We start from the raw sequence: 21,561 nt of genomic DNA on the forward strand, positions 1-21,561 counted from the left end.
CCGAAATGACCATGTTGACCGAGGGGCCGATCCGCACCCGGCGCGAGGGTGCGATCCTCGAAGTGACGCTCGACCGGCCGAAGGCCAATGCCATCGACCTTGCGACCAGCCGCATCATGGGCCTCGCCTTCCGCGCCTTCCGCGATGATGACAGCCTGCGCGTGGCGATTTTGCGCGCCGAGGGCGAGAAATTCTTCTGCCCCGGCTGGGATCTGAAGGCTGCCGCCGATGGCGATGCGGTGGATGGCGATTACGGCGTCGGCGGCTTCGGCGGGCTTCAGGAACTGCCGAACCTCAACAAGCCGGTGATTGCGGCGGTGAATGGCATCTGCTGCGGCGGCGGGCTGGAACTTGCGCTGTCCTGCGACCTGATCCTCGCCTCGGCCAACGCGACCTTCGCGCTGCCCGAAATCCGCTCGGGCACGGTGGCAGATGCCGCCTCGATCAAGCTGCCGAAACGCATCCCCTATCACGTCGCCATGGACCTCCTGCTGACCGGCCGCTGGTTTGACGCAGAGGAGGCGCTGCGCTGGGGGCTCCTGCGCGAGATCACCACGCCCGAAGATCTGCTGCCGAAAGCCTGGGATCTGGCGCGGCTGCTCGAATCCGGGCCGCCGCTGGTCTATGCCGCCATCAAGGAGGTGGTGCGCGAGGCCGAGGCGCTGCGCTTTCAGGATGCGCTCAACCGCATCACCAAACGGCAGTTCGCCACGGTGGACCGGCTCTATTCCTCCGAGGATCAACTGGAAGGCGCGCGCGCCTTCGCCGAAAAACGCGATCCGGTCTGGAAGGGGCGCTGACCGCCCCCTTTGCTTCTTGCAAAAATACTCAAAATTCCCCGGCGGTGGCATGGCGCACCGCCGGGGGAACGCCTTACAGCATCCCCGGCACCACCTGATCCGGCGGGCGGTGGCCATCGGCGAAGGTCTTGATATTGATCAAAACCTTCTCGCCCATCTCGACCCGGCCCTCGACGGTGGCCGAACCCATATGCGGCAGCAGGACGACATTGTTCATCTCGCGCAGGCGCGGGTTCACCTCATGGCCATGCTCGAACACATCCAGCCCGGCGCCCGCGATCTCGCCCGCGCGCAGGCCGCGCGTCAGGGCGTTCTCGTCGATCACCTCGCCCCGCGAGGTGTTCACCACCACTGCGCTGGGTTTCAGCAGTTTCAGACGCCGTGCATTCAGCAGATGGAAGGTCGAGGGCGTATGCGGGCAGTTGACCGAAATGATGTCCATGCGGGCGATCATCTGGTCAAGGCTTTCCCAATAGGTCGCCTCCAGTTCCTGCTCGATCGAAGGGTGGACCTTGCGACGGTTGTGATAGTGGATCTGCATGCCGAAGACCCGCGCGCGGCGCGCGACAGCCTGGCCGATTCGCCCCATGCCAAGGATACCCAGACGTCGCCCGCCGATCCGGCCGCCCAGATGTGCCATCGGGGACCAGCCGCTCCAGCGTCCGGCCTGCATCTCGGCCATGCCCTCGGGGATACGGCGCACGACGCCCAGAATCAGCCCCATCACCATGTCGGCGGTATCTTCTGCCCCGACGCCGGGTGTATTCGATACCAGAATCCCGCGCGAGCGGGCGGTGGCCACGTCGATGTGATCGACCCCCGCGCCATAGTTGGCGATCAGCTTCAGCCGCTCGCCCGCCTGTCCCAACAGGCCAGCGTCGATCTGGTCGGTCACGCAGGGCACCAGCACATCGCAGCGTTTCATCGCATCGGCCAGTTCATCGCGCGACATCCGAATGTCCGGGTCGCGCAATTCGACGTCGAACAGTTCCTTCATCCGGGTTTCGACGACCTCGGGCAGTCGTCGCGTCACGATGACGCTCAGGCGTTTGGCGGGCATATGTCCTCCCTCGACTTTCGAGACCGGCACTTCCAAATCGGTCTTCTTGCTGGCAAAGTGCCGCCTTACGGGGCGGGCTACAAGCCCCGAGTAACAATGTTGCGTCGATATGCGCGAAACATGGGCAGAATATTTCTCCGGGGGCGGTTGTGCCGGTCCCGGCGGGTGAATTGGCAGGCGGAAGCGGACGGATATGGACATGCGAACGGGAAGCGGCATGCGGCTGGCGGCGGTTTTGATGACCGGATGGATGATGCTGGGTCAGGCGACTTGGGCGCAAAGCTCGGCCGAGGGCGGGCTTGAGCCCGTTGAGGGCAGCGAGACGGTGCCTGAACAGGTGGCACCCGAGCCGCAACCCGAGGTCGCGCCCGTTGAGACTGCCGTGCCGCAACAGACCGCCCAGCCGGGCCGGGGGCAGGTGACCAACCTTCCGCTGCCGCGCTATGTCACGCTCAAGACCGGCGAGGGCAATGCCCGGCGCGGGCCGGGGCTCAGCCATCGTATCGACTGGGTGTTCAAGCGCGCCGGGATGCCGTTGAAGGTGACCGCGGAATACGAAAACTGGCGCCGGGTCGAGGATCAGGAAGGTTTTGGCGGCTGGGTGCATTACTCGCTGCTGTCGGGCGTGCGTTCCGTTGTGATCATGGCAGAGCTTGCGGATTTCCGCGCCGGCCCCGATCCGCAGGCCGAGGTGGTGGCCCGTGCCGAACGCGGCGTGGTGGCGCGCGTTCAGCAGTGCACACCCGACTGGTGCCGGATCAGCGCCGAAGGGGAAAAGGGCTGGGTGATCAAGGCGGCGCTTTGGGGCGTGGACCTTGGCGAGGTCGTCGAATAAGGCGTCAGGCCGCCATGCGTGCCGCGATCCGCTCGCCCGTGCGCCGGTAGTGCACAGCCAGCAGGGCGGGGGCCTCGTCTGCCCGTCGCGCCAGTGCCGCCTCGGCCAAAGCCGCATGTTCGCCTTGCACATCCCGCGGCGCGGTATCCCCTGCCAGCACGGGCGCCCGGTATCGTTCTGTCGCGGCGGACAGCTTGCGCGCAAAATCCAGCAGCCAGCCCGATCCGCAGGCGGCAATCAGCGACAGGTGAAACTCGGCATGTCGCGCCTCCAGCGCCTCCGGCTCGCCGCGTGCTGCTGCCCGCCCCAGCGCATGCAGCGCGGCGACAATGCCGGCTTCCCAGACATCATCCCCCCGCAGGATCGACAGGCGCAGCGCTTCGGTTTCCACCAGAACGCGCGCCTCGATCGCCTCCCACATCTCGGGCAGCGACAGCGGCGCCACGATGAAGCCCTTCATCGAGGCCGACACCACCAGCCGTTCGGACTGCAACCTGTTCAGCGCCTCGCGCAGGGGCGAGAAGCCCATGTCGTATCGGGACCGAAGCGCCTCCAGCCGCAGGGGCTGACCCGGCGGCAGGTGACCGCGCATGATGTCGCGGCGCAGGCTGTCATAGGCGGTATCGGCAAGGGTCATCACTTCCTCCTGTCTGACATTGCTATGCGGCTCTTGGCGCCGCCACAAGAAAATTTTCGAAAATTTATGTTTACATCGCAAATTTCATGCCGCAGTCTTGTTTCAGGTTTGAAAGAGGGCCCAGCGATGAAGCACGAAAACCACCGCGAGGACGTGGCAGGCCGCGCCAATGTCGAGGATACGCCGGAGCTGCTGGCCTATTACGACGATCTGAACCGTTTCAGCGCCGGCGCGCTCTGGACCGTGGCCAACAAGATCGAGCCATGGGAGCCGCAAAGCCAGTCGGTGCCGGTGGTCTGGCGCTATGCCGACCTGCGCGACAAGGTGCTGCGCTCGGTCGATCTGGTGACGCCGGAAAAGGCGGGGCGCCGGGTGATCTATCTGCGCAATCCGGGGCGCGCGGATGTGGCGGCGGCGGTCGGCTGGCTTTACGCGGGTCTTCAGGTCATGCACCCCGGCGAGGTCGCCAGCGCGCATCGCCATTCCGCCAGCGCCATCCGCTTCATCATGGAAGGGGCGGGCGCCTATACGGTGGTCGATGGCCACAAGATGACGCTGGGCGCCAATGACTTCGTGCTGACGCCCAATGGCACCTGGCACGAACATGGCGTCGCGGCCGAGGGCAGCCCCTGCATCTGGCAGGACGGGCTGGATATTCCCTTCGTCAACGCGATGGAGGCGAATTTCTACGAGGTCCACCCCGATCTGTCGCAGGCCGTGGGCTATGCCGTTGACGACATGACGAAAACCTGGGGTAATCCGGGCCTCACACCCTATGGCGAGACCTGGACCAAGCGCTACAGCCCCATGTTCAAATACGAATGGGCGCCGACCTATGAGGCGCTGCTGAAACGCGCGCAATGCACCGATGGCTCGCCCTTTGACGGGGTGATGATGGAATATGTGAACCCGGTCACCAATGGCCCGGTGATGCAGACCATGGGCGCCAGCATGCAGATGCTGCGTCCGGGCGAACATACCAAGGCGCATCGCCATACCGGCAGCTACCTGTATCACGTCGCCAAGGGGCGCGGGCATTCCATCATCAACGGCAAACGCTTCGACTGGCAGGAGCGCGACATCTTCTGCGTGCCTTCCTGGGCCTGGCACGAACATGTCAATGCCTCCGCCTCGGACGACGCCTGCCTGTTCTGCCTGTCCGACATTCCGGTGATGCGGGCGCTCGGTCTCTACCGCGAACAGGCCTTTGGCGAAAACGGCGGCCATCAGCCGATACTGTGAGGAAAGAATGAAACTTGTGACTTACCGCGCCTCGGTCGAGGCGGCTGCCCGGCTTGGTGTGATCGACGGTGCCTTCGTGGTGGATGCTGGCCGCCTTGGCCTGCCCGACAGCATGCTGGGCCTCATCGAGGCCGGCCCCGCCGCCACCGAGGCCCTGCGCGCGGCACTCCCCGCCGCGCCCTGGCAGGCGAAGCTGCCGCTGGCGAATGTGACCCTGCTGGCGCCGATCCCGCGGCCGAAGAAGAATATCTTCGGCATCGGACTCAACTATGTCGAACATGTCGCCGAAAGCGCGAAATCGCTGGACACGTCGAAGGATCTGCCGAAACAGCCGGTGATCTTCTCGAAGCCGCCGACCACGGTGATCGCGCCGGGCGAGCCGATCCGCCACAACGGCAAGCTGACCCAACAGCTTGACTGGGAGGTAGAGCTTGCCTGTATCATCGGCACCCGCGCCACCCGTGTGGCGCGCGCCGATGCCCTGTCGCATGTCTTTGGATATTCGGTGATGATCGACGTCTCTGCCCGCGACAACCGTCGCGCCGGGCAGTGGATCGTCTCGAAAGGCATGGACAGCTTCGCCCCCTTCGGCCCCTGCATCGTCACCGCCGACGAAATCCCCGATCCGCAGATGCTTGATCTCTGGCTGACGGTCAACGGGGTGGAAAAGCAGCGCTCCAACACCCGGCACATGCTGTTCAAGGTCGATGAACTGATCGCCGACATCAGTGCGGGCATCACGCTGGAGCCGGGTGACATCATCGCCACTGGCACGCCGGAAGGTGTGGGCGCGGGCCGCACGCCACAGGAATGGATGAAGCCCGGCGATACCATCGTGGCCACGGTCGAAGGTATCGGCACCCTGCGCCACCCGGTGATCGACGTAACCAACCTCTGATCCTTGCCCCTTTCATCTGTTCAAAAATATCCTCGGGGGGTCTCGGGGGGCAGACAGCCCCCGGCCTTTTTAACGGGAATCACCGCATGACCCTGAAAGTCGCCGTCGCACAACTTGCCTCCGATCCGCTGTCGGCGCTGAACGCCGCGGAAAAGGCCGCTGCCGCCATCCGTGAGGCCGCAGGTCATGGGGCCCGCCTGATCGTCTTTCCCGAAGCCTATCTGGGCGGCTACCCCAAGGGCGCCAGCTTCGGCGCCCCGATCGGGATGCGCAAACCCGAGGGGCGCGCGGCCTTCGCCCGCTACCATGCGGCGGCCATCGACCTTGACGGGCCGGAACTGGCGCTGCTGGCCGAAGCCTGTGCCGAAACGGGCGCCTTCGTCGTGGTCGGCGTGATCGAACGCGATGGCGCCACGCTTTACTGCACCGCCGTTTACCTCGACGGCGCCAAAGGCATTGTCGGCAAGCACCGCAAGCTGATGCCCACCGCCGCCGAGCGGCTGGTCTGGGGCTTCGGCGATGGCTCCACCATGCCCGCCTTCAAGACCGATTTCGGCACCATCGGTGCGGTGATCTGCTGGGAAAACTACATGCCCGCCCTCAGGATGCATATGTATGACCAGGGCGTCACGCTTTACTGCGCCCCCACCGCCGACGACCGCGATACCTGGCTGCCGACCATGCGCCACATCGCCATGGAGGGGCGCTGCTTCGTGCTGACCGCCTGTCAGCACATCACCCGCGCCGCCTTCGGGCCGGATCACGAAAGCGCGCTGGGCGACGACCCCAATACGGTGATGATGCGCGGCGGATCGGCCATCGTCGGGCCGCTGGGGCAGGTGCTGGCCGGGCCGGATTTCAACGGCGAGACCATCCTTTACGCCAATCTCGACACCGCCGAAGTGATGCGCGCCAAGTTTGACTTCGACGTGACCGGCCATTACGCCCGTCCCGATGTGTTCCGGCTGGAGGTGGATACCCGCCCGAAACGCGCCGTGACAAAGGTGGAATGAATGCGCTTTGACCTCGACAAGATCGACACCGCCATCGCCTACAAGCTGATGGCGGCGACGGTGGTGCCCCGGCCTATCGGCTGGGTTACGACATTGGACCGCGAAGGCCGGATCAACGCCGCGCCCTACAGCTTTTTCAACGTCATGGGGACCGAGCCGCCGGTGGTGGCGCTGGGGATCCTTGGCGATGCGCAGCGCGGCTTCAAGGACAGCGCGCGCAATATCCTCGACACCGGGGAGTTTGTGGTGAACCTCGTGCCCGAGGCGCTGGCGCCGCAGATGAATGTGACCGCCGTTGATGCCCCGCCGGGGGTGGACGAGCTGGAACTGGCGGGCCTCACCCCGGCGGTCTCGGCCCATGTGAAGCCGCCGCGCATTGCCGAAAGCCCGGTCAGCTTTGAATGCGTCAACCATTCGACCGTGGTGACCGGCCCGCATCAGGCACTGGTCGTCGGCCGTGTGCTGGCCATCCATATCGCCGACGCCTTCGTGAAGGATGCCGCGCGGGGCCATGTCGATACGCCGGGCCTGAACCTCGTCGGCCGCGGCTTCGGCGCGACCTATATCCGCAGCCAGGACACGTTTGAAATGCCGCGCCCGACCTGGGCAACCTTCAAACGCTCGTCATGATCTTTTGCGCGCCCAGCCAGCCCATGAGGATGGCGGGCGCGTTGGTATTGCCTGCGATCAGGTTCGGGAAGCTGGAGGCGTCGATCACCCGCAGCGCCTCTACCCCCCGCACCCGAAGCAGCGGGTCCAGAACGCTGGTCGCTGCATCGCTGCCCATCCGGCAGGTGCAGGAGGGGTGATATACGGTCCCCGAGCGTTTGCGGAAATCCTCGATCAGCGCCGCATCGGTGCTGACCTCCGGCCCAGGGCGCAGTTCCTCGGCAATGACTGCCGCCATGGCGGGCTGTGCCGCCAGATGCCGCAGATATTTCACCGCCAGCAGCATCTCCGCCACATCGTGATCGGTGCTGAAGGCATTGGCGACGATCTCGGGGTGTGCCAGCGGATCGGGCGATTTCAGCCGGATATGCCCGCGCGAGGTCGGACGGCAGTTCGACAGGCCCAGTGACAGGCCGGGGAAGGGATCGGGCGTCAGGATCGGGCGCTCGCCGTCCCTTGGCAGCAGCGTGGAAAACGCCTGCATGTAAAGCTGCATGTTGGGGCGCGGCTCTGCGGCGCTGGTGCGGAAGAACCCACCCGCATGGTTGATGGATTTCGCCAGCGGCCCGCCGCCCCCAAGGAAATACTGCATCCCCGCCCGCAACTTTCCCCACCACGGGCGCAGCTCATCGTTATAGGTCGGCACCTTCATGCGGAAGGTGTAGTTGATACCCTGATGGTCGCTCAGATGCGCGCCGACATTCGGATTGTCATGCAGGACCGGGATGCCCAGCCCCTGCAACAGCGCGCCCGGCCCGATGCCCGACAGTTGCAGAAGCTGCGGTGAGTTCACGGCACCGCCTGACAGGATGACCTCGCCCTTCGTGCGCAGGCTGTGGGTGGCATTGCCCTGCCGGTATTCCACCCCCACCGCGCGGCGGCCCTCGAACAGCACCCGCGTCACCTGCGCCTTTGTGATGACCCGCAGGTTCGGCCGCTTCATGGCCGGGCGCAGGAAGGCCCGCGCCGCCGAATTGCGCCGCGCCCCCTTGATCGTCATCTGATAGACCCCGGCACCTTCCTGTGACAGGCCGTTGAAATCGGGGGTGGTGGGCAGCCCTGCCTCGGCGCAGGCTTCCAGATAGTTGTGCACGAGCGGATGCAAGCCTGTCCGGTTGGCCGAGATGAACAGCGGGCCACCGCGTCCGCGAAACACATCCGCCCCGGCCTCGTTATCCTCGATGGCGCGATAGGCGGGCAGGGCCTCCGACCAGCCCCAGCCCGGCGCGGCTTGGCCCCATTCTTCGTAATCCGCGTGATGCCCCCGGATCCAGACCATCGCATTGATCGAGGACGACCCCCCCAGCAGCCGCCCCCGCGGCCAGTGATCGCGCTGGCCCGCCAAGCCGGGATCAGGTTCGGTTTTGTAAAGCCAGTTGACCGCAGGGTCATAGAAGAGCTTTCCATAACCCAAAGGAAGCTGGACATAAAACCGCGCGTCGCTGCCACCTGCCTCAATCAGTGTGACACGGAATTTGCCGGATTCCGTCAAGCGATAGGCCAAAGCACAACCGGCCGATCCAGCCCCCACGATGATAAAATCGCTGTCGTTCATCGCACCGTCATCCTGCCGTTTCAAAGCAGATTAACGGTTCGGTTGACTGGAGCCTTCCTTGTCTGCGACAGGAAATGTCGTAGTTGGGTCAGGTTTCTACCGCGAATTCCGGTGCATGATGCACAGGAAAATTCACCGACCGGGCAACGAAACAGACTTCGGGGATACGATGGTGCAAGGCCTCGGCCAAGGCCAGATCGGTTCCGGCCGCCACCTGGATACGGGGGCGCAGCGTGGCCGCAACGAACCTCCCCGCACCGCCCGCGCCAACCTCGCCATGCCCGACAGGGGTGTCCTCATAGCCGGTTACCACCACCCCGGCTTCCGCCGCATAATGCAGATACCATAGCATATGACAGGCGCTCAGCGCGGACAGCAGCAGATCCTCGGGGTTCATCTTGCCCCGGTCGCCCCCCAGCAGCGGGTCGTTGGAGCAATGCACCAGCGGCTTGCCCGGCACCGCAATATCCCATGTCCGGTCATAGCCGCGATAGCTGACCGTTCCCGCGCCACGGTTGCCGGTCCAGACGATGCGGCTGGTATAGTCATGCGTCATGGTCGCTTCCTTCCCTGATCGAATCGTGTATACATGTATACATTACGAAAGAACAGCCATGACCCTGACCGAAACCTTGCGCCGCGACATCCTTGCCGGACGGCTCCCGCCGGGCAGCCTGCTGATGCAGACCGAACTTGCCACCCGCTTCGGGGTCAGCCGCATCCCGGTGCGTGATGCCTTGCAGGCTCTCGCCGCCGAGCGGCTGGTGACCGTGGTGCCGGGCAAGGGCGCGCGGGTGATCCGCCTCGGGCCGCAGGAATTGGCCGAGGTCTATGATCTGCGCATCCTGCTGGAATGTGACCTGATTCATCGCGCTGCCCGTCAGGCGACACCGGCGCAGCGTGATGAGGCGGCGCATGTGCTCGCCCGGTCAGACCTCGAAGCCGGGCGGCCGGGATGGGAAGCGGGGGATCGTGCCTACCACATGGCGCTTTACGCCCCAGCCAACCGGCCCCGCCAAGTTGCGCTGGTCAATGAATTGCGCGATGCGACAACCCTGCATATCATTCAATATCAAGAGCTTGCCGATCATACCTCGCGCTGGCTGGACGACCATCACCAGATCTTCAGCGCGTGGAGGGCACGGCAGGCGGCCAGCGCCGCTGCCCTGCTGGCCGCCCATCTCACCGCGGCTCGTGATCACCTTTTGAGGCGGATTGCCGATCAGACGGCGTAATAGCCGCGGTACCATTCGACAAAGCGCTGCACGCCCTCGCGGATCCCGGTGCGCGGCAGCGGCCCGGTCAGCGCCTCGATCAGCCTTGCATCGGCCCAGGTCGCGGGCACGTCGCCGGGCTGCATCGGCATCAGGTTCTTTTTCGCCTCTATCCCGGTCGCCGCCTCGATGGCGGCCACGAAATCCATCAACTGCACGGGCGCACCATTGCCGATATTCACCACCCGCCAGGGTGCCACCGGCGACAGGCTGTCGAAATCGCCTACCGATTCTGCCCCCGGCACCGCCGCGATCAGGCGTTCGATCCCCATCACCAGATCGTCGATATAAGTGAAGTCGCGGCGCATGTCGCCGTGGTTGTAGATGTCAATGGCCTCGCCCGCGAGGATCGCCTTCACGAATTTGAACAGCGCCATGTCGGGCCGGCCCCAAGGCCCGTAAACCGTGAAGAAGCGGAACATCGTGGTCGGCAGTCCGTAAAGATGGGCATAGCTGTGCGCCATTGCCTCGGTCGCCTTCTTCGTTGCGGCGTAGAAGCTCATCTGATGGTCGGCCTTGTGCACCTCGGCATAGGGCATCTCGGTATTCGCCCCGAAAACCGAAGAGGTCGAGGCCAGCAACAGATGCTGCGGCGGGCAGGCCCGCGCCGCCTCCAGCACCTCGAACGTGCCAATCAGATTGGCGTCAACATAGGATCGCGGCGCCTCGATCGAGTAACGCACCCCAGCCTGCGCCGCGAGATGCACGATCACATCGGGGCGAAACTCCTCGACCAGCCCGCGCACCAGCCCCGGCGTTTCCAGCAGCCCCTCGACCGCACGAAAACCCTGCTTCTGTCGCAGCATGGCATGGCGCCGTTCCTTCAGAGCCACATCATAGTAGTCGCTCATCCCGTCCAGGCCCAGCACTTGCCAGCCCGCATCCAGCAGCTGTTGACACAGATGATAGCCGATGAACCCCGCAGATCCGGTGATGAAAACCTTGCCCGCCATGCCTTGTCCCTGCTTCTTGTCACAAATACTCCGGAGTCCGGGGCAGCGCCCCGGGGCCGCCGTCTCAGAACCGCGTCACCGCATAGGACGCTACATCCAGATCCGTCTGCCGTCCCGCTGCAATATCAGCCACGATCCGTGCCGTGATCGGGGCCAAAGTCAAGCCGATATGGCCGTGACCATAGGCATGGATCACGTCATTGCCTGCGCGCGAGGGGGAAATCACCGGCAGGCTGTCCGGCATCGAAGGACGGAAACCCATCCAGTCCCGGCTGGGCGCGCCCAGATCGGGGAAAATAGCGCGGGCCCCTTCCACCAGCCGGGCGATGCGATGGGGCGAAGGCGGTGCGGTCAGCCCGCCAAGCTCCACCGTGCCCGCCACCCGCAACCGACCCGTCATCGGGCACAGGTAGAAGCCGCGCGTGGTGGGGCAGGTGGGGCGGGTCAGGCGCGGGCGTTCCATGTCCCATTCGACGTGATAGCCACGTTCGGTATCCAGCGGCACCCGGTCGCCTGCCTGCGCGGCCAGCGTCCGGCTATGGGCTCCGGCGGCGATGACCACCTGCCGCGCATGAAGCCGCAGGCCCGGCCCCTGCACCAGAACCCCGTCAAATTGCCGCGAGAGGTTTTCCGCCCGGTGGCACAGATGCGGCACCCCCAGCGCGGTCAGACGAGCCGCCAGCCGCCGCATCATTTCGCCGGGGTCCGACAGGAAGGTGGCCTGCGGGAAATAGGCGGCTCCCCCCTCCACCACCGGCAGACCCGGCTCCATGGTGCTGAACGCCTCGGGGCGCAGCAGTTCCACCTCGATCCCCAGCGCGCGGCGGGCGGTCATGTCGCGACCTGCGGCGCGGAAGGCAGCGGCGGTTTCGTATAGGTAAAGGCAGCCACGATGCTGCAACAGCGCGCTGCCGCCAATCTCGGCCGCGAAATCGCGCCAGCGCGTATTGGCGGACCCCACCAGCGCGGCAATTGCCTTCGCATTGCGCGCGGCTGCGCCGGGCAGGCTCTGCCGGGCAAAACGCAAAAGCCACGGTGCCAGAGTCGGCAGTGCGGCATGGCGGATCGCCAGTGGCGAATTGCGGTCAAACAGCAGCGCGGGCAGGTTCTTCAGCACATCGGGTGTGCCGACAGGCTGCACCGCGTAATCGGCGATGGTGCCCGCATTGCCGTAAGACGCGCCCATTCCCGGCGCACCGGGATCGACGATGACGACCTCGCGCCCCTCCTGCACCAGTTGCAGCGCCACGGCCATGCCAATGGCGCCCGCCCCCAGAACGGCGATGTCGGTCGTGTGATGTTCGGTCATCTTCGCCCCGGAATGGCCGGGTGACGTAAGCGTCACCCGGTGCTTCCCTTACATGCAGGCGGCGTAAAGCGCACGGGTATTCTCGCGCGTCATCTCAATCGGATTGCCGCCGCAGGACGGGTCTTCCAGCGCCATTTCGGTCAGCTCGTCCAGACGCGCGGCCTCGACCCCCATTGCGGTCAGGTTGGCCGGGATGTTGAGCTTGGTGCGCAGGTCCATCACGGCGGCGCGGAAGCCATCGAAGCCGCCCGCGATCCCCAGATAGGCGGCGGCTTTCCCGATCCGGTCCTCAATGGCGCTGCGGTTGAAATCCAGCACCATCGGCATGACGACGGCATTGGTGGTGCCGTGATGGGTGTTGTAGACCGCGCCCACCGGATGCGACAGCGAATGGATGGCGCCAAGCCCCTTCTGGAAGGCCACGGCGCCCATGGCCGCCGCGCTCATCATGTGCGCGCGGGCGTCCAGATTGCCGGGGTTTTGATAGACTTCGACGAGGTTTTCAAACACCAGCCGCATGCCTTCCAGCGCGATGCCCTGTGACATCGGGTGGTAGAACGGGCTGCAATAGGCCTCAAGGCAATGCGCCAGCGCATCCATGCCGGTGCCTGCGGTGATGAACTTCGGCATGCCCACGGTCAGGGCCGGGTCGCAGATCGTGACCGCTGGCATCAGCTTCGGATGGAAGATGATCTTCTTCTTGTGGGTCTGCGAATTGGTCAGCACGCCCGCGCGCCCGACCTCGGACCCGGTGCCGGCGGTGGTGGGCACCGCGATGATCGGGGCGATCTTGTCGGCATCGGCGCGGGTATACCAGTCGTCGATATCCTCCAGATCCCAGACGCTCAGACCCGCGTCCTGATGCGCCATCAGGGCGATCATCTTGCCCAGATCCAGCGCCGAGCCGCCGCCGAAGCAGATCACGCCGTCATGGTTGCCTGCGAGATAGGTCTTGATCCCGGCGGCCATGTTGATTTCGTTCGGGTTCGGGTCCACGTCCGAAAACAGAGCCTCGCCCAGACCGGCGGCCTTGAGAATGCCAAGCGCTTCGGCGGTGATCGGCAGGCTGGCCAGCGCGCGGTCGGTCACCAGCAGGGGGCGGGTGATGCCCGCTGCCTTGCAATGATCGGCCAGTTCTGAAATCCGGCCCACGCCGAATTTCATGGCCGTCGGGTAAGACCAGTTCCGGTTCGGAACATTATGGGTCATTTCGTCACCTTTTTCAGATGGTAGGATTTCGGCCGCGTGACCGAATAGAAGCCAAGGAAAGACAGCGAGCCGCCGCGCCCGGTATCCTTGCAGCCGGTCCAGCACAGCGCCGGGTCAAGGAAGTCGCAGCGGTTCATGAAGATGGTGCCGGTTTCGATCTGCGCGCCGATCTCGGCGGCGGCTTCCGCATCGGCGGTCCAGATCGAGGCGGTCAGGCCATAGGGGGAATCGTTCATCAGTTTGATGGCCTCGGCATCGTCCTTCACCGGCATGATGCCGACCACGGGGCCGAAGCTTTCTTCCATCATCACCCGCATGGAATGATCGACGTTCACGAGGATCTGCGGCGCGAGATAGGCGCCGCCGTCATCGGCGGGGAAGGCGGCCGGGTCGATCAGGGGCTTGGCCCCTGCCGCGATGGCCTCGGCCACCTGTGCGCGCACCGTGGCGGCGAAGCGCTTGTTCGCCATCGGGCCCAGCGTGCTGGCAGCATCGAACGGATTGCCAAGCTTCAGCCCGTCGACCCATTTCACCGCCTTTTCCACGAAGGCGTCATACAGGCTTTCGTGGACATAGATGCGCTCGATCCCGCAGCAGCATTGCCCGGCGTTATACATCGCGCCGTCCATCAGGCTGTCCACTGCAGCATCCAGATCGGCGTCGGCGCGGACATAGCCGGGGTCTTTGCCGCCCAGTTCCAGCCCGGTCGCGGTGAAGGTGCCCGCCGCCGCCTTCTCGATGGCAGCGCCACCACCGACCGAGCCGGTGAAGTTGATGAAGTTGAAGGCCCGTGCGCCGATCAGTGCCTCGGTCGTGGCGTGGTCCAGCACGACATTCTGAAACACATCTTCCGGCACGCCTGCGGCATGGAACGCCTCGGCCAGACGCTCGCCAACCTTCAGGGTCTGGCTCGCGTGTTTCAGCACCACGGTATTGCCGGCGATCAGCGCCGGGGCGAGGGTGTTGATGGTGGTGAGGTAGGGGTAGTTCCACGGCGCGATGATGAAGACCACGCCCACCGCCTCGCGCGCGAGGTAGCGGGTGAAGCGGTCGCTGTCCTCGACCACCACGGGCGCAAGGGTCTTGGCCGCAATCTCGGCCATGTAGTTGGTGCGGTCGATCACGCCGCCCCATTCACCGCCGAACCGGGTCGGGCGGCCCATCTGCCAGGCCAGTTCCTCGACCAGAACGTCCTTCTTTTCCATCAGCTTGTCGACACCGGCCTTGACCAGCGCGATGCGGTCCTCCAGCGGGCGCGCGGCCCAGCCCTTTTGCGCGGCCTTGGCCCGCGCGGCGGCGGCAAAGGCATCGTCCCGCGACAGTGGCTGGCGTTCCAGCCAGACTGAGCCGTCCACGGGCGAGATCAGTTGAATCGGTTTCATCCTCGTCGTCCTTCAAGCGCGCCCGCAGGCGCCGGTTGTCTCTTACGCCCGGTCAAAGCCGCGCTGGCGTTCCCAGTCGGTCACCACGCGGTTCTGTTCGTGCAATTCCCATTCGGCGGCATGGACATAGTGGTCGATCACCTCGTCGCCAAAGGCCGCGCGCAGCATGGCCGACCCACGCAGCGCTGCCGCCGCCGCGCCCAGCGTGTTCGGGATCTCGCGCACGTTGTCGGCGGCATACATGTCGCCCGTCATTTCAGGTTCCAGTTCCATCTTGCCCTCGATCCCCGCAAGGCCCGCCGCCAGCAGGGCGGCACAGGCAAGATAGGGGTTCAGATCGGCGCCGCCGATGCGACATTCCACCCGCACGGCCTTGGTATTCTCGCCGCAGACGCGGAATCCGGCGGTGCGGTTGTCGCGGCTCCAGACCGCTTTGGTCGGGGCGAACATGCCGACGACAAAGCGTTTGTAGCTGTTGACATAGGGCGCAAGGAAATAGGTCAGTTCTGCCGCATGGGCCAGTTGCCCGGCCATATACTGCTTCATCAGCGCGCTCATGCCATGCGCATCGGCCTCGTCGCGGAAGGCGGGCTTGCCGTCCTGCCACAGCGACTGGTGGATATGGCTGCTCGACCCCGCCTTGCGGTGGTCATATTTGGCCATGAAGGTGACACTGGCGCCATGTTGCAGCGCGATCTGCTTGACGCCCAGTTTGATGATGGCGTGCATGTCCGAGGTATCGAGCGCGTCGGAATATTTCGCATTGACCTCCTCCTGCCCGGCATCGGCCTCGCCCTTGGAACATTCGATCGGGATGCCCGCATTCCACAGCCCGTTGCGGATGTCGCGCATGATCGGTTCGTCTGCCGAGGTGCCCCAGATCGAGTAATCGACATTGTGGCGGGCCTTCGGCGTGGGCAGCGGGAAGCCCCTGTCGAACAGATCGGAAAATGCCTCGTCGAACAGGAAGAACTCAAGCTCCGTCGCCATCATTGCGTCAAAGCCCATGGCCTTGGCGCGTTCCACCTGCCGTTTCAGGATGGCGCGGGGGGAATGTGGCACCGGCTGGTGGGTGTGGTGGTCCAGAACATCGCACATCACCATGGCAGTGCCCGGCGCCCATGGCAGGCGGCGCAGCGTCGCCAGATCGGGCTTCATGACGTAATCACCATAGCCCGCCGCCCAGGAGGTGCTGCGATAGCCCGGCACGGTATACATCTCCATATCCGTAGCGAGCAGATAGTTGCAGCAATGCGTCTCGTCATAAGCGCCGTCGATGAAATGCTGCGCGACAAAGCGCTTGCCCATCAGGCGGCCCTGCATGTCCACGATGCAGGTGGCAACGGTGTCGATCTCGCCGGCGGCGACGGCAGCTTTCAGGGCGTCGAAAGTAAGGTTGGCGGGCATGTCTGGCCTCGTATCTCAGGAAAGGGGGAGGGGGTTCAGGCGGGTACGGAAAGCTCCGCCGCCGAACTCGGGCTTTCTGGGCCAGCAACAGGGGCGCAGGGCCAAGGCCATCTCTCTCCTCCACCGGATCGCGCAGGGGGACCGGAATTTGATCATATATCGGCGGTTAGGGGCGCGCAATGGCGCCCCTGGCCAGGTATCAGTAGCGGTAGGGCGGGCCTGCCTGAACCATGGTCTCGTTGTATTTCTTGATGATCTCGACGACCTTGGCCTTGGTTTCGCTTTCCGCTGCGATCTCGTCCCAGAATTTCACGGCGGCATCCTGCACGGTCTGCCATTCCGCATCGGGGATGGTGGTCAGCTTCAGCTTGCCCCCATTGATCCGCAGATCGGCTTCGCCCGCCCAATACCAGTGCTGGCGATAATAGTGCGACTGCTCGAAACAGGTTTCCAGCAGCTTTTGCAGATGCGGCGGCACGGCATTCCAGCGGTCCATATTGGCGAAGAAATGCCCGATCCACGCGCCCGAGATGTTGTTGGTCAGGAAGTAGTCGGTCACATTGGCCCAGCCCACCGTGTAAACTTCGGTGATGCCAGACCATGCCAGACCGTCCAGTTCGCCGGTTTGCAGCGCGACTTCCACGTCTTCCCACGGCAGGGTGACCGGCACGACGCCGAATTGCGCAAGGAAACGCCCGGCGGTCGGGAAGGTGAAGATGCGCAGGCCCTTCAGGTCTTCGAGGCTGTTGATCGGCTTCTTGGTCGAGAAGTTGCACGGGTCCCACGACCCGGCCGAGATATGCTTGACCCCGACGGCGGCATATTCCTCGTCCCAGATCTGCTTCAGGCCGTATTTGTTGAACAGCGCCGGCACATCGAGACTGTAGCGCAGCGCCAGCGGGAAATAGCCGCCAAACACCGTGACCTCGGTCGGCGAGGCCATGGAATCGTCATCCGACTGCACGCAGTCGATGGTGCCCGACTGCATGGCCTGAAACAGCTCGGCCGTGGGGACAAGCTGGTCGGAATAGTAAAGCTCGATCTCCATCTGGCCTTGCGCGATTTCGTTGAACGCGTCCACGGCGGGTTTCACCACATGCTCGCCCAGGGCGGCACCGGCATAGGTCTGCATGCGCCATTTGATCGGCGCTTGCGCGCGGGCCACGCTGGGCGCCGCAAGGGCCGCCGCGCCGCCAAGCGCGCCGGTGGTCAGGAACTTCCGTCTCGTCGTCATCGTGAACCTCCGTTGGGATTGTCAGGATGCGGGGGCGGTTGGGCCGCCCCTCGCCGGGTTGTTATCGGGCATAGATTGTCTGCGGCAGCCACAGCGCGATCTGCGGGAAGATCATCACCAGCGCCAGTGCAATGGCCATCATCACCACGAAGGGCGTGACCGAGCGATAGATGTCCAGCATGGTGATTTCCCGCGGGGCGAAGGCGCGCATCAGGAACAGGTTATAGCCGAAAGGCGGCGTCAGATAGGCGATCTGGCAGGTGATGGTGTAAAGCACACCATACCAGATCAGCACCTGATCGGGTGGCAGGCCCAGATCCAGTTGCGCCACCAGCGGCACATAAAGCGGCGCCACGATCACCAGCATGGCGGTATCGTCGAGGAACATCCCCATCAAGAGGAACGAAAGCTGCATCAGGATGAGGATGGTCCAGGGCCCCATGTGCAGGCGGTCCACGAAGAACCCTTCGATCGCATTCACCGCGCCAAGGCCATCGAACACGGCACCGAACGAAAGCGCCGCGAGGATGATCCACATGAACATGCAGGAAATGCCCAAGGTGTTGCGGGTGGCGACTTCGAACACCTGACGGGTGAAGCGGCGCTTGATCACAGCGGCCAGTGTGGTGGTCGCCACCCCGATGACCGAGCTTTCCACCAGCGAAGTATAGCCCTTCACGAAAGGCACCATCATCGCGGCGAAGATGATCAGCGGCAGCAGCCCCGCCCCCAGAAGGCGCATCTTTTCCGCCATGGTTATGGTGGCGCGTTCCTCGGGGTCCAGTGCCGGGCCAAGGCGCGGTGACAGGCGGCAGCGCAGGGTGATGTAAAGGATGAACAGCGCCGCCATCAGCAGCCCCGGCACGATCCCGGCAAGCCAGAGCTGGCTGACCGGCGCGCGGGCGATCATGGCGTAAAGCACCAGCACGACAGAGGGCGGGATCAGGATGCCAAGGCTCGACCCCGCCTGAATGACGCCGGTGACCATGCGCTTGTCATATCCGCGCCGCAAAAGCTCGGGCAGGGCGATGGTCGATCCGATGGCCATGCCCGCCACCGAAAGCCCGTTCATCGCGGAAATCAGCACCATCAGCAGGATCGTCCCGATGGCAAGCCCGCCCGGCACCGGCCCGAACCAGACATGGAACATCTTGTAAAGATCTTCGGCCAGCCGCGTCTCGCTCATGACATAGCCCATGAAGACGAACATCGGCAGCGTCAGCATCGGATACCATTTCATCAGCTTCATGGCGGCCGAAAAACCCATCTGCTGCCCGCCGGTGCCCCAAAGCGCCAGCGAGGCCACCACGGCGACGAAGCCGATGATGCCGAAGACCCGCTGCCCGGTCATCATCAACAGCAGCATGGTCGAGAACATCAGAAGGGCAATCATCTCCTGCGGCATCAGATTTCCTCCCCGCGCAGGGTGGCGATGTCGCGGATGAGGAAGACGAGCGATTGCAGGAACATCAGGATGAAGCCCAGAAACATGGTGATCTTGATTGGCCAGAGATAAGGGCGCCATGCGGTCGGCGACCGCTCCAGCCGACCGATCTGCGGCAGAAGCGCGCCGTCAGGCCATTTCAGGGTCAGCGAATAGGCAAGGCTTTCCCATGCGCCCCAGACCATGACGCCCAGATAGAACAGCAGGGCCAGCACGGTGAAGGCATCGACAGCGGCGCGGGTGCGGTCGTTCCAGCGCGAATAGGCCAGATCCATGCGCACATGGCTACCCATCTGCATCGAATAGGGACCGCCCAGAATATAATAAGCGACCATGATGAACTGCGCCATTTCCAGCGTCCACATCGAGGGCGTGAACGCGGCCTTGGAAATGGCCGACCATGCCAGAACCGCCATCAGCGCGAACAGCAGATACATGGCGAAGCGGCCGATGCCGTGGTTCAGCTTCTCGATGCCATGCACGAAAGCGACGGTCCAGCGCGGCAAGGCTCAACCCTCCTTCTTGATGTCGGTCAGGGCAGCGGCGATCACCGGAGCCAGCCGGTCGGCCATCGCCTGTTCCGCCTCGGGCGAGGCGATCAGGTCGTTGCGGATTTCCAGCATGGCATTGGCAAGGCCGTAGGGCGTGGCATGCAGGCGCAGCGTATGGGTCACGTCATCGGCGGCCGAATAGGGCGCGTTCAGCCCGCAAGTCAGACCCGATGTCGCCTCGGCCCCGGCGAGGATGGCGCGGGCCAGCCGGTCGTCGGCATCATGGATCACACCGAATTCCACCGCGCGCTTCTGTCCGAAGTAAACCGGGGTGAAGCTGTGGATGGTGACAAGGACGGGGCGGCGGCCAAGCGCGATGCGTTCGGCAATCAGCCCGTGCAGCGCGTCGTGAAACGGTACATAGATCGCCGCCGCGCGCGCCGCGCGCTGGGTCGGCGTGATCGCCGCATTGCCCGGAACCTCGTGCACCTCGGATTTCGTGGGCATTGCGCCCGGCATGTCAGGCGCGCGGTTGCAATCATAGATCAGGCGGCTGACCGTGGCGGCAACGCTTGTTGCGTCAAGCCGCGCCGCCAGTGCCTGCATCAGCCCCAGCGCGCCGGGGTCCCAGGCGATGTGCGCCTGCCGCTGTTCTGCCGTCAGCCCCAGATCGCCCCACGGCGCCGGAAAGGTATTGGCGGCATGTTCACAGACGAGGATCAGGTCGCTGCCTGCCTCGGCCCGCCCGGTGATCACGGGGGCGAAAATCGCCGGAGCCACGGCCCCGGCCTGCATGTCTGGCTGTGCAGTCATTGCTGCGAGTCATCCCTGTTGTTGTCTTCAGGGTTCACCGCCGACCCGGTTCTGTCAAGAATTTTTCTTCTGCGTAATTTCTGTTACAAATTTTTCCAAACGGGTGCAGAATGGCCCCGAACCGGCAGCCGGAGGGCCGCGATGGACGAACAGATCACCATTGAGGACCGGATGCGCGCGGCGCTGCCCGATCTGACCCGCGCGGAACGCCAGCTTGCCACCCATGTGCTGAAGAACTACCCGGTCGCCGCGCTGGGCTCGATCACCGCGCTGGCCAAGGCGGCAGAGGTCTCCACGCCCACGGTGGTGCGGCTCTGCCAGAAGCTGGGCTACAAGGGCTATCCCGATTACCAGTCTGCCCTGCGCGGCGAGGTGGAGGCAATGCTGATGTCGCCCATCGCCAAGCATGACCGCTGGGCCGGCGGGGTGCCGGATACCCATATCCTCAACCGTTTCGCCGATGCGGTGGTGGGCAATCTGCAAGCCACGCTGGGCCAGATCAACCATGCGGAATTCGATGCGGCGGCCAGCCTGCTGGCCGATGGCGACCGTGCGATCTTCGCCATGGGCGGGCGGATCACCCATGCGCTTGCCGATTACTTTGTCACGCTGATGAAGGTGGTGCGCCCCGATGTGACGCTGCTTTCCGGCCTGTCGAACACCTGGCCGCCCGCGTTGCTGGATATGAAGCGCGGCGATGTGCTGCTGGTCTTCGACATCCGGCGTTATGAAAACAGTGTGCTGCAACTGGTGGAGCTGGCAGTGGAACAGGGGGCCGAGGTCGTTCTGATCACCGACCGCTGGGTCAGCCCCGCCGCCGCCCATGCCCGCCACACGCTTGCCGCCCACATCGAGGCGCCAAGCGCATGGGACAGCATGGTGTCCATCACGGTGCTGGTCGAAACCCTGCTTGCCTCCGTGCAGACCCTGCGCTGGGACGAGACCGAGGCACGGCTGAAGCGGCTGGAAGGGCTTTATGACCGTTCCCGCTTTTTCCGCCGCCCGAGGTGAGCAGCGAAAAATCTTCAGCAAGATTTTTGCCGCCCCGCTCCCGTGTTGCTACTGGTTGTCAGGCTGCGCACGGACCGAGATCCGCCCCAGCCGGGTGATCCGGTAGGGCGCGCCGTTTTCCGAGCCGATCAGCCGCTTGCGGCGCAGGCTCTGGAACACCTGCAAGGTGCAATCGGCAAGGATCAGGCCTTCGCGGGTCACGCAGAGCACGGTGTCGATCTTGCGGCCTGTGGCGCGGTCGTGTTCGATCCGGCCACCCTTGGCCAGGACATGCAGAACCCGCTGTTCGGGTCTGGAGATATTCATGGGATTGTCCGTCAGATAA

General features: G+C 64.5%; 22 protein-coding genes. 8 read left to right on the forward strand and 14 right to left on the reverse strand.

Translation table 11 applies throughout. From position 1 onward, the window contains the following. Positions 1-5 precede the first annotated feature (5 nt). Positions 6-800: a carnitinyl-CoA dehydratase gene (locus tag D2N39_RS08880; protein ID WP_407645554.1), complete on the forward strand. Its 795-nt coding sequence runs from the start codon at positions 6-8 to the stop codon at positions 798-800. Between the two features lie 73 nt (positions 801-873). Here the strand turns inward: D2N39_RS08880 and D2N39_RS08885 are convergent, their stop codons facing one another. Then, positions 874-1,860 carry a 2-hydroxyacid dehydrogenase gene (locus D2N39_RS08885; RefSeq protein ID WP_119134436.1) on the reverse strand — a complete coding sequence of 329 codons (987 nt, stop codon included), beginning with the start codon at positions 1,858-1,860 and terminating at the stop codon, positions 874-876. A 199-nt stretch (positions 1,861-2,059) separates the two neighbouring features. Between D2N39_RS08885 and D2N39_RS08890 the strand changes: the two genes are divergently transcribed. Beyond that, entirely contained in the window at positions 2,060-2,695 is a 636-nt protein-coding gene (locus tag D2N39_RS08890; protein WP_233557097.1) for an SH3 domain-containing protein, read from the forward strand. A gap of 4 nt (positions 2,696-2,699) precedes the next feature. Here D2N39_RS08890 and D2N39_RS08895 read toward each other — a convergent pair whose 3' ends face one another. Beyond that, positions 2,700-3,332: a GntR family transcriptional regulator gene (locus D2N39_RS08895; protein WP_119134437.1), complete on the reverse strand. Its 633-nt coding sequence runs from the start codon at positions 3,330-3,332 to the stop codon at positions 2,700-2,702. 126 nt (positions 3,333-3,458) lie between these two features. On the opposite strand from D2N39_RS08895, the gene D2N39_RS08900 reads away from it, so the two are divergent. The 4 genes from D2N39_RS08900 to D2N39_RS08915 all read left to right on the forward strand — a co-directional run bounded on the left by D2N39_RS08900 (position 3,459) and on the right by D2N39_RS08915 (position 7,115). Then, the gene (locus D2N39_RS08900) at positions 3,459-4,574 is read left to right on the forward strand and encodes a cupin domain-containing protein (protein WP_119134438.1); all 1,116 of its coding nucleotides are present in this window, start codon (positions 3,459-3,461) and stop codon (positions 4,572-4,574) included. A 7-nt stretch (positions 4,575-4,581) separates the two neighbouring features. Then, positions 4,582-5,472, forward strand: a complete 891-nt coding sequence (locus D2N39_RS08905; RefSeq protein ID WP_119134439.1) for a fumarylacetoacetate hydrolase family protein — start codon at positions 4,582-4,584, stop codon at positions 5,470-5,472. A gap of 86 nt (positions 5,473-5,558) precedes the next feature. After that, positions 5,559-6,485 carry a carbon-nitrogen hydrolase family protein gene (locus D2N39_RS08910; RefSeq protein WP_119134440.1) on the forward strand — a complete coding sequence of 309 codons (927 nt, stop codon included), beginning with the start codon at positions 5,559-5,561 and terminating at the stop codon, positions 6,483-6,485. Further along, positions 6,486-7,115 carry a flavin reductase family protein gene (locus D2N39_RS08915; RefSeq protein WP_119134441.1) on the forward strand — a complete coding sequence of 210 codons (630 nt, stop codon included), beginning with the start codon at positions 6,486-6,488 and terminating at the stop codon, positions 7,113-7,115. On the opposite strand, the gene D2N39_RS08920 is transcribed toward D2N39_RS08915, so the two are convergent. Both D2N39_RS08920 and D2N39_RS08925 read right to left on the reverse strand, forming a co-directional pair. Further along, positions 7,099-8,709: a GMC family oxidoreductase gene (locus D2N39_RS08920; protein WP_119134442.1), complete on the reverse strand. Its 1,611-nt coding sequence runs from the start codon at positions 8,707-8,709 to the stop codon at positions 7,099-7,101. The two genes, D2N39_RS08915 and D2N39_RS08920, sit on opposite strands and share 17 nt — an antisense overlap. Positions 8,710-8,797: 88 nt before the next feature. Beyond that, positions 8,798-9,265, reverse strand: coding sequence for an OsmC family protein (locus tag D2N39_RS08925; protein ID WP_119134443.1), 468 nt, complete (start codon positions 9,263-9,265; stop codon positions 8,798-8,800). A 58-nt stretch (positions 9,266-9,323) separates the two neighbouring features. Between D2N39_RS08925 and D2N39_RS08930 the strand changes: the two genes are divergently transcribed. Next, complete coding sequence (locus tag D2N39_RS08930; RefSeq protein ID WP_119134444.1) at positions 9,324-9,944, forward strand: GntR family transcriptional regulator; 621 nt, start codon at positions 9,324-9,326, stop codon at positions 9,942-9,944. Here D2N39_RS08930 and D2N39_RS08935 read toward each other — a convergent pair. The 9 genes from D2N39_RS08935 to D2N39_RS08975 all read right to left on the reverse strand — a co-directional run bounded on the left by D2N39_RS08935 (position 9,932) and on the right by D2N39_RS08975 (position 20,225). Beyond that, positions 9,932-10,936 carry an NAD-dependent epimerase/dehydratase family protein gene (locus tag D2N39_RS08935; protein ID WP_119134445.1) on the reverse strand — a complete coding sequence of 335 codons (1,005 nt, stop codon included), beginning with the start codon at positions 10,934-10,936 and terminating at the stop codon, positions 9,932-9,934. The genes D2N39_RS08930 and D2N39_RS08935 overlap by 13 nt on opposite strands. 64 nt (positions 10,937-11,000) lie before the next feature. After that, positions 11,001-12,245 (reverse strand): NAD(P)/FAD-dependent oxidoreductase, encoded by a 1,245-nt coding sequence (locus D2N39_RS08940; RefSeq protein WP_119134446.1) that lies wholly within the window; start codon positions 12,243-12,245, stop codon positions 11,001-11,003. A 48-nt stretch (positions 12,246-12,293) separates the two neighbouring features. Continuing rightward, positions 12,294-13,454 carry an iron-containing alcohol dehydrogenase gene (locus D2N39_RS08945; protein WP_119134447.1) on the reverse strand — a complete coding sequence of 387 codons (1,161 nt, stop codon included), beginning with the start codon at positions 13,452-13,454 and terminating at the stop codon, positions 12,294-12,296. Beyond that, positions 13,451-14,836 carry an aldehyde dehydrogenase family protein gene (locus D2N39_RS08950; protein WP_119134448.1) on the reverse strand — a complete coding sequence of 462 codons (1,386 nt, stop codon included), beginning with the start codon at positions 14,834-14,836 and terminating at the stop codon, positions 13,451-13,453. The genes D2N39_RS08945 and D2N39_RS08950 overlap by 4 nt, the downstream gene beginning before the upstream one ends. Positions 14,837-14,878: 42 nt before the next feature. Then, positions 14,879-16,243 carry a glutamine synthetase family protein gene (locus D2N39_RS08955; protein ID WP_119134449.1) on the reverse strand — a complete coding sequence of 455 codons (1,365 nt, stop codon included), beginning with the start codon at positions 16,241-16,243 and terminating at the stop codon, positions 14,879-14,881. A 199-nt stretch (positions 16,244-16,442) separates the two neighbouring features. Further along, entirely contained in the window at positions 16,443-17,477 is a 1,035-nt protein-coding gene (locus D2N39_RS08960; RefSeq protein ID WP_119134450.1) for a TRAP transporter substrate-binding protein, read from the reverse strand. A 61-nt stretch (positions 17,478-17,538) separates the two neighbouring features. Then, on the reverse strand, positions 17,539-18,882 hold the full coding sequence (locus D2N39_RS08965; protein ID WP_119134451.1) for a TRAP transporter large permease: 1,344 nt from the start codon (positions 18,880-18,882) through the stop codon (positions 17,539-17,541). Continuing rightward, positions 18,882-19,427 (reverse strand): TRAP transporter small permease subunit, encoded by a 546-nt coding sequence (locus D2N39_RS08970; RefSeq protein ID WP_119134452.1) that lies wholly within the window; start codon positions 19,425-19,427, stop codon positions 18,882-18,884. Before D2N39_RS08970 ends, D2N39_RS08965 begins: the two co-directional genes overlap by 1 nt. A gap of 3 nt (positions 19,428-19,430) precedes the next feature. After that, complete coding sequence (locus D2N39_RS08975; protein ID WP_233557098.1) at positions 19,431-20,225, reverse strand: N-formylglutamate amidohydrolase; 795 nt, start codon at positions 20,223-20,225, stop codon at positions 19,431-19,433. Between the two features lie 141 nt (positions 20,226-20,366). Here D2N39_RS08975 and D2N39_RS08980 point away from each other — a divergent pair, with 141 nt between their 5' ends. Continuing rightward, on the forward strand, positions 20,367-21,236 hold the full coding sequence (locus tag D2N39_RS08980; protein ID WP_119134454.1) for a MurR/RpiR family transcriptional regulator: 870 nt from the start codon (positions 20,367-20,369) through the stop codon (positions 21,234-21,236). Between the two features lie 48 nt (positions 21,237-21,284). Here the strand turns inward: D2N39_RS08980 and D2N39_RS08985 are convergent, their stop codons facing one another. Further along, positions 21,285-21,542 carry a YjhX family toxin gene (locus D2N39_RS08985; protein ID WP_119134455.1) on the reverse strand — a complete coding sequence of 86 codons (258 nt, stop codon included), beginning with the start codon at positions 21,540-21,542 and terminating at the stop codon, positions 21,285-21,287. Between the last annotated feature and the right edge of the window lie 19 nt (positions 21,543-21,561).

The organism is Gemmobacter lutimaris (assembly GCF_003570715.1).
GTDB lineage: Bacteria > Pseudomonadota > Alphaproteobacteria > Rhodobacterales > Rhodobacteraceae > Gemmobacter > Gemmobacter lutimaris.

Excerpts from the sequence above, each read along its gene's own strand:
- D2N39_RS08945 (WP_119134447.1), bottom strand. The coding sequence starts at position 13,454 with ATGACCCATAATGTTCCGAACCGGAACTGGTCTTACCCGACGGCCATG.
- D2N39_RS08965 (WP_119134451.1), bottom strand. The coding sequence starts at position 18,882 with ATGCCGCAGGAGATGATTGCCCTTCTGATGTTCTCGACCATGCTGCTG.
- D2N39_RS08910 (WP_119134440.1), top strand. The coding sequence starts at position 5,559 with ATGACCCTGAAAGTCGCCGTCGCACAACTTGCCTCCGATCCGCTGTCG.
- D2N39_RS08980 (WP_119134454.1), top strand. The coding sequence starts at position 20,367 with ATGGACGAACAGATCACCATTGAGGACCGGATGCGCGCGGCGCTGCCC.
- D2N39_RS08885 (WP_119134436.1), bottom strand. The coding sequence starts at position 1,860 with ATGCCCGCCAAACGCCTGAGCGTCATCGTGACGCGACGACTGCCCGAG.
- D2N39_RS08935 (WP_119134445.1), bottom strand. The coding sequence starts at position 10,936 with ATGGCGGGCAAGGTTTTCATCACCGGATCTGCGGGGTTCATCGGCTAT.
- D2N39_RS08975 (WP_233557098.1), bottom strand. The coding sequence starts at position 20,225 with ATGACTGCACAGCCAGACATGCAGGCCGGGGCCGTGGCTCCGGCGATT.
- D2N39_RS08890 (WP_233557097.1), top strand. The coding sequence starts at position 2,060 with ATGCGAACGGGAAGCGGCATGCGGCTGGCGGCGGTTTTGATGACCGGA.
- D2N39_RS08950 (WP_119134448.1), bottom strand. The coding sequence starts at position 14,836 with ATGAAACCGATTCAACTGATCTCGCCCGTGGACGGCTCAGTCTGGCTG.
- D2N39_RS08880 (WP_407645554.1), top strand. The coding sequence starts at position 6 with ATGACCATGTTGACCGAGGGGCCGATCCGCACCCGGCGCGAGGGTGCG.
- D2N39_RS08900 (WP_119134438.1), top strand. The coding sequence starts at position 3,459 with ATGAAGCACGAAAACCACCGCGAGGACGTGGCAGGCCGCGCCAATGTC.
- D2N39_RS08985 (WP_119134455.1), bottom strand. The coding sequence starts at position 21,542 with ATGAATATCTCCAGACCCGAACAGCGGGTTCTGCATGTCCTGGCCAAG.
- D2N39_RS08920 (WP_119134442.1), bottom strand. The coding sequence starts at position 8,709 with ATGAACGACAGCGATTTTATCATCGTGGGGGCTGGATCGGCCGGTTGT.
- D2N39_RS08960 (WP_119134450.1), bottom strand. The coding sequence starts at position 17,477 with ATGACGACGAGACGGAAGTTCCTGACCACCGGCGCGCTTGGCGGCGCG.
- D2N39_RS08955 (WP_119134449.1), bottom strand. The coding sequence starts at position 16,243 with ATGCCCGCCAACCTTACTTTCGACGCCCTGAAAGCTGCCGTCGCCGCC.
- D2N39_RS08895 (WP_119134437.1), bottom strand. The coding sequence starts at position 3,332 with ATGACCCTTGCCGATACCGCCTATGACAGCCTGCGCCGCGACATCATG.
- D2N39_RS08905 (WP_119134439.1), top strand. The coding sequence starts at position 4,582 with ATGAAACTTGTGACTTACCGCGCCTCGGTCGAGGCGGCTGCCCGGCTT.
- D2N39_RS08915 (WP_119134441.1), top strand. The coding sequence starts at position 6,486 with ATGCGCTTTGACCTCGACAAGATCGACACCGCCATCGCCTACAAGCTG.
- D2N39_RS08925 (WP_119134443.1), bottom strand. The coding sequence starts at position 9,265 with ATGACGCATGACTATACCAGCCGCATCGTCTGGACCGGCAACCGTGGC.
- D2N39_RS08930 (WP_119134444.1), top strand. The coding sequence starts at position 9,324 with ATGACCCTGACCGAAACCTTGCGCCGCGACATCCTTGCCGGACGGCTC.
- D2N39_RS08940 (WP_119134446.1), bottom strand. The coding sequence starts at position 12,245 with ATGACCGAACATCACACGACCGACATCGCCGTTCTGGGGGCGGGCGCC.